Source organism: Rhizobacter sp., assembly GCF_035702065.1.
GTDB lineage: Bacteria > Pseudomonadota > Gammaproteobacteria > Burkholderiales > Burkholderiaceae_C > Rhizobacter.
Map to the genome: position 1 here is coordinate 1 of NZ_DASSRA010000397.1, position 6,366 is coordinate 6,366.

At 70.3% G+C, this 6,366-nt stretch carries 5 protein-coding genes; 4 read left to right on the forward strand and 1 reads right to left on the reverse strand.

Annotated elements, in window-relative coordinates:
* The coding region (locus tag VFL64_RS17440) for an ATP-binding response regulator (RefSeq protein WP_489541649.1) at positions 1-2,138 on the forward strand (2,138 nt) is incomplete at its 5' end.
* A 3-nt stretch (positions 2,139-2,141) separates the two neighbouring features.
* On the opposite strand, the gene VFL64_RS17445 is transcribed toward VFL64_RS17440, so the two are convergent.
* Positions 2,142-2,783, reverse strand: a complete 642-nt coding sequence (locus VFL64_RS17445; protein ID WP_489541650.1) for a response regulator — start codon at positions 2,781-2,783, stop codon at positions 2,142-2,144.
* 299 nt (positions 2,784-3,082) lie between these two features.
* On the opposite strand from VFL64_RS17445, the gene VFL64_RS17450 reads away from it, so the two are divergent.
* The 3 genes from VFL64_RS17450 to VFL64_RS17460 form a co-directional block, all read left to right on the forward strand.
* Positions 3,083-3,967 carry a hypothetical protein gene (locus tag VFL64_RS17450; protein ID WP_489541651.1) on the forward strand — a complete coding sequence of 295 codons (885 nt, stop codon included), beginning with the start codon at positions 3,083-3,085 and terminating at the stop codon, positions 3,965-3,967.
* A 174-nt stretch (positions 3,968-4,141) separates the two neighbouring features.
* A complete protein-coding gene (locus tag VFL64_RS17455) occupies positions 4,142-5,935 on the forward strand; it encodes a hypothetical protein (RefSeq protein WP_489541652.1) in 1,794 nt (597 codons plus the stop codon).
* A 26-nt stretch (positions 5,936-5,961) separates the two neighbouring features.
* On the forward strand, positions 5,962-6,366 hold a 405-nt coding region (locus VFL64_RS17460), incomplete at its 3' end, for a tRNA-guanine transglycosylase (RefSeq protein ID WP_489541653.1).

Sequence of the window (6,366 nt, forward strand, 5' to 3'; positions counted from 1 at the left end):
GGCAGCACATCGCCCTGCCCGACAACTGGAAGCAGACACGCGCGCAAGGCCCGGGTGCCGTCTGGTACCGCGTGCCCTTCAACGCGAGCGGCATGGCGTCCCCCGCGGTGCTGATCCCGCGCCTGGCCACCGGCGGCCAGGTCTGGCTCAACGGCTCGTTGCTTTGGGACGGGCGGCCCAGCACGCCCGACGCGACCTTCACCTGGAACGCCCCGCTGCTGCTGATGCTGCCCGGCAGCCTGCTGCACGCACAAGGCGACGTGCTCGAGATCCAGGTGCAAGGCCTGCCGCGCTACCGCGCCGGCCTGTCGCACCTGCAGCTCGCGCCGCATGCGCAGCTCACGCGCATCCATGCCCACCGCAACCTGTGGCAGAAGGACGGGGCCCTCGTCTCCACCGTGGTCTCGCTGGTGGCCGGCGTGCTGATGCTGCTGACCTGGCTGCGCTCCAACCGCGACCCGATGTACCTGTGCTTCAGCCTGGCCACCGTGGCCTGGGCGGCGCGCAACAGCAACCTCTACCTCAACGAGCTGCCGATCGGCGTCGACACCTGGGCCATGCTCGTGCAAGCGGGCCACGCGTGGTTCGCCTGCCTGTTCGGCCTCTTCGTGCTGCGTTTCACCGACACGCGCTGGCGCTGGCTGCGCGTGCTGCTGTGGGGCTTCGCCCTCGTCAACAGCGGCTTCCTGTTGGGCGGCCAGTTCGTCGAGCCCATGCTGCGCCTGCTCGCGCTGCCCGGCTTCGCGCTGTACTTCGTGCTGCTGTGGCTGCTGCTGCGCAAAGGCTGGCGCGAGCGCAGCACCGAGTCGGCGTTGATGGCGGCCACCACGCTCACCTTCCTCGCGCTGTCGGCACGCGATGGGCTGCTGCTCAACAGCCAGCTGCCCTACGAGGCCTACTACCTGTCGCACTACACCGGCGTGCTGATGCTGGCCGCCACCGCCTGGGGCCTGGTGGCGCGCCTGGTGGCCGCGCGGCAGGGCGTGGAGCGGCTCAACGTGGAGCTGGAGCAGCGTGTGCAGCAGCGCACCGAGGCGCTGCAGGTGGCCGTCGCGTCCAGGACGCGCTTCCTCGCCGCCGCCAGCCACGACCTGCGCCAGCCGGTGGTGACCATCGGCCTCTTGATTGGCCTGGTGCGCGAGCGTGTCTCGGCGCCCGACGTGCGCCACATGATCGACCGCGCCCACGAGGCGGTGAACGCCATGGAGCGGCTGCTGCAGGGCCTGCTCGACCTCTCGCGATTCGACTCGGGCGCGGTCCGGCCCCGCATCGAGGCCGTGCCGCTGCAGGCCGTGTTCGATGCCATCGCCGCGCACGAGGGCGAGGCGGCCGGGGCCAAGTCGCTGCGCCTGCGCTTCCGTCCCACGGCGCTCACGGTGCGCGCCGACCCGCTGCTGCTCGACCAGCTGCTGCGCAACCTGGTCGGCAACGCCGTGCGCTACACCGAGCGCGGCGGCGTGCTGGTGGTGGCGCGCCGCCACGGCCGCGAGCAGGTGCGCCTGCAGGTGTGGGACAGCGGCCGCGGCATCCCGCCCGATCGCCAGGCGGAGGTGTTCGAGGAGTTCGTGCAGCTCGACAACCCGGCGCGCGACCGCAGCCGTGGCCTGGGCCTCGGCTTGGCCATCGTGTCGCGTTGCGCGGCACTGCTGAGCACGCGCGTCGCCCTGCGTTCGGTGCCCGGCCGCGGCTCGTGCTTCAGCCTCGTGCTGCCGCGCGGTGAGGCGCCCGCCGCGCCGCGCCGCAGGCCAGCGCCGGGCGCCTCACCGCTGCTCACGCATCGCCTGCTGGTGGTCGATGACGACGAGGCCGTGCGCGTGGCCCTGTGCGCCCGCCTGGAGGCCTGGGGCGCGCAGGTGGTGAGCCTCGATGGCCTGCCCGCGGTGGCGCAGTGGCTGAGCGAAGGCCACCCTGCGCCGCACGTGCTGCTCACCGACCACCGCCTGCCGGTGGGCAACGGCCTGATGGTGATCGACGCGGTGCGCGAGCGCTACGGTGCGGTGCCGGCGGTGATGATCACCGGCAACACCGCGCCCGAAGACATCGCTGCCTTCAGCGTGAGCGGCATCCCGGTGCTGCACAAGCCCTTTCAGACCGAGGCCTTGCTGGCCGCGATCGAGCGCGCCGCGCCGGTGGTCTGAAGTTCAGTTGGGGTGCAAGCGCAGGCCCAGGCGGGCGGCGGCCACCACCGCCTGCGTGCGCGAGTTCGCATTGAGGCGGCGGAAGATGGCGGCCAGGTGCGTCTTGACCGTTGACTCCGACAGGTCGAGCTCGCGGCAGATCAGCTTGTTGGGCTTGCCTTCGATCAGCAGCTTGAGCACGTCGAGCTGGCGCGGCGACAGGCCGAGCGAGCCGCCCGCGCCCTCGGGTGCTGCAGCCGGCACGGGGCTGCGCGTCAGCACTGCTTCGGGCAGGTAGACGCCGCCGTCGAGCACCACACGCAGGGCCTCCTGCATCACGCCCAGGCGGGCCGTCTTGGGGATGAAGCCGGCGGCACCGGCCTCGATCGCGGCCATCACCGTCTCGGGGGTTTCGTCGGCCGACAACACCACCACCGTGACCTCGGGGGCGTGCTCGCGCAGGCGGCGCAGGCCGCTCATGCCGGAGCTGTCGGGCAGGGCCAGGTCGAGCAGCACGAGATCGACGTCGCCCTGTTCGCTGATCTGCGTCAGCGATTCGGCAATGCTGCCGGCCTGCATCAATTGCGCCTGGGCGAACCCTTGGGTGATCAGCATCGCGAGGCCTTCGCGAAACAGGATGTGGTCGTCTACCAGAAGCGTCTTCATGCGCGCGGAACTGCAAATACTCGAAGGATTATGAAGGTGGGGATCGGGCGCGCACGGCCCTTCCAGATATCGGCCATCTGGCCGATGGCTGTGCGCCCGCCGCACCACGTGCGGGGCCCGGATGTGACTTCGTGCCGGGTCTGGCGCATGCGCTTCGACCGTTTGGCTGAAGACGCGCTGCACCCAGGGCCGCAATCATGGCGCCGGCTGACAGGAGGGGCCCCCTCTTGCCAGGTAGGTTTGCCCATGGCCCGCACCGGCGCGTGCGGTTTCTCACATTTCCACGGCCTCCCACCCCGATGAACACATTGCGTTTCGACCGCCTGGCGCGCCTGGCTGCCCTTGGCCTGCTGCCGCTGGCCCTGGCTGCCCAGGCCCAGACATCCACTCCCGCGCCCGCCGCCGGCGATGACCGCGGCTTCTCCTTCTTCATGGGCATGGGCGCGCAGCGCCTCACCTACCGCGAGACGCCGAGCATCCTGCCGGTGGAGAGCGAAGCCCGCGTCACCAACCCCCTGCTGATCACCGGTGCGGTGTATGCGGTGACGCCGGATGTGCTGTTCGCGCTCGACGCCGAATCGACCTTTGCGCCGCGCACCGTCACCGAAGAGTGGACGGCCACCGCCTCCAGCATCGGCGGCGTCCCCGTCAACAACCCGCTGCTGCAGACCAACCGCTTCAGCCTGCAGGAGACCAAGACCAAGCTGCTGGGCCACTACCGCCTGAGCGGCGCGTGGTTCGCGCTCGGCGGCGCCTCGTTCCAGACGCAGTCGTTCAAGCGCTACGGCTTTGCCGCCGGGCCCGACAACATCGTCGCGCTGCCGGCCGACCGCACGGTCGAAGAGTCCGCCAGCGAGGTGCTGCTGCTTGGCGGCGTGGCGCTCGAGAGCGAGCGCGTGCGCAACACCGGCAGCCACTACAGCGTGCGCGCCACCGTCGGCGTGCCGGTGTGGCGGCGCCTGGAGAACACCGCCTTCCCCAACTACAGCTTCGACGGCACCAAGGGCTACGACCTCGCGCTCGCCGGCCGCTACAGCTGGGCCGTGGTGCCCAACGTGCACGTCGGCCTGTGGGGCCAGTGGAGCTACGCGGAACGCGACTCGCAGGTGCAGGGCAGTGTCGAGCTGCCCAAGGCCACGCTGAGCGGCCTGGCCGCCGGCATCGAGTTCCTCTGGAAGCTGTGAGGCTGCCGGTCCGACGGCACGCACCAGACATGCACGGCGTGACTTCCTGCATGAACGAAGCGGCGGGGTCAGCCGTTTGGTCGAAGACGAAAAGAACGCCCCGTCGCAATCTCTGCACCGGCTGAAGCGAGCCTTCTCGCGCCGACAGATTCTCTACACAACACGGAGCATTCCATGCGACTTCATACCCTTTCCCTGGCGATGGCGAGCGTCGGCCTGATGGCTGCCTGCGGCGGTGGCGGCGGCGATTCCGCCCCGGCGCCCGCACCGAGCGGCCCGACCCAGATCACGCTGACCGGCGTGGTCGCCAAGGGCGCTGCCCTCGCAGGCGCCGCCGTCACGGCCAAGTGCGCCACCGGCACCGGCACCGCCACCGCCAGCGGCACCGGCAGCTACACCATCACCATCACCAGCGGCGCGCTGCCCTGCGTGCTGGAAGCCGTGGGAACCGGCGCTGACGCCGGCCTGGAGCTGCACTCGGTCGCCACCGGCACCGGCTCCACCGCCACCGCCAACATCACGCCCGTGACCGAACTGCTGGTCGCCCAGCTCACCGGCCAGAACCCGTCCGACTTCATGGACGCAGCCAGTGCCAGCACGCTGAGCACCACCGTCACCACGACCAACATGGCCAGCGCCAAGACCGAGGTGATCGCCACCCTGTCGGCCGCCGGCCTCGACACCACCGCCCTGACCAGCGCCGACATGGTGAGCGGCACGCTGCAAGCTGGCAGCGGCACGGGCTACGACGGCGTGCTGGACGCGCTCGGCACGGCGCTGAGCACCAGCAACACGACGCTGGCCACGCTGACCCAGGTGGTGGCCACCACCGCCGCCGCCACGCAGGCCGGCAACAGCGCCCAGCCCCCGGCTGAAACCGGCCAGCCGCTGCCGGCCGGCCTGATGCTGCTGCCCAAGGCCGCCAACTGCGACTCGCTGCGCAGCACCAACTACCGCCTGATCAAGATTGCCAAGTCGGTCTCGACCGCCGATGGCGCACCCATCACCACGATCGAGAACATGGCCATCGACGCGGCGGCGCTCACCGCCACCTTCGGCCCGGGCGACGTGATGCAGATGACCGCCAATGGCACCTGCCGCTACACCCTGCCGAACAGCGGCGAAGCCATGGTCGCCCCGTCGGGCGTGATCGTGGTGCGCGCCCTCGTCGGCGCCGACGACGACACCGTCGCCGTCGAGCACCGCAACACCTACCGCATGATGATCGCCCTGCCGGCGCAGGACATCCCGCTGGCCGACCTCGCGGCCACCTGGAACTTCATCGGCATGAACGCGGCCGACACCGGCCCGACCTACGTGCCGTTCGATGGCACGCTGGCCCTCAACGCCACCGGCGGCGTGAGCGGCATGCGCTGCTTCGACGATCCGCTCGGCACCGCCGACGCGAGCTGCACCGCGGTCGCCGACGCCCCCCCGGCGCTTTCCGTGAACAGCGCCGGCGGCTTCAACCTGAGCTCGACCGACCCGGCCGACCCGTGGGTGGATCGCCTGTGGGCCTTCAAGGGCGGCAACGGCCAGATGATGCTGCTGACCATCAACACCCTCGGTGAGTTCGCCATCGGTACGCGCCAGCATGCCGTGCCGCTGCCGGCGGCCAACGATGCGACCAACAGCCTGACCATGATCGCCGGCCAGACGCTGCAATCCACGGCCAGCGGCGGGCAGATCACGTCGGCCGCGCACACCATCACCTCGGTGGACACGGCCACCAAGACGGTGGTGCGCAACTCGTCCACCGACGGCGCCGCCGCGGTCCAGCAGACCCTGGTCTACGACAGCGCCCGCACGGGCTACATGGTCCGCAACGCCTCCACCGGTGTGCGCGCCTTCAAGGGCCTGCCGATCCAGGGCCTGGGCCTGACGGCGTTCTACCTGCCCAACACCGCCACCGCGCCGGCCAACAACTCGGGCTTCGCGCTCTCGGCGCGCTACGCAGTGGCACCCTGAACGTGGCATGCGGCGACAATCGCCGCATGCTGCAGTTTGAATTGCTCAAGACCGAGGGTCAGGCCCGGCGTGGCCGCCTGACCCTCAACCACGGCGTCGTCGAGACGCCGGTTTTCATGCCGGTGGGCACCTACGGCACGGTGAAGGGCGTGATGCCCTCGTCGCTCGCCGACATGGGCGCCCAGATCATCCTGGGCAACACCTTCCACCTGTGGCTGCGCCCGGGCCTGGACATCCTTTCCCAGTTCGGCGGGCTGCACCGCTTCGAGGGCTGGAACAAGCCCATCCTTACCGACAGTGGCGGCTTCCAGGTCTGGAGCCTGGGCGAGATGCGCAAGATCAGCGAAGAGGGCGTCAAGTTCGCCTCGCCCGTCAACGGCGACAAGCTCTTCCTCACCCCGGAGGTGAGCATGCAGGTGCAGAAGGTCTTG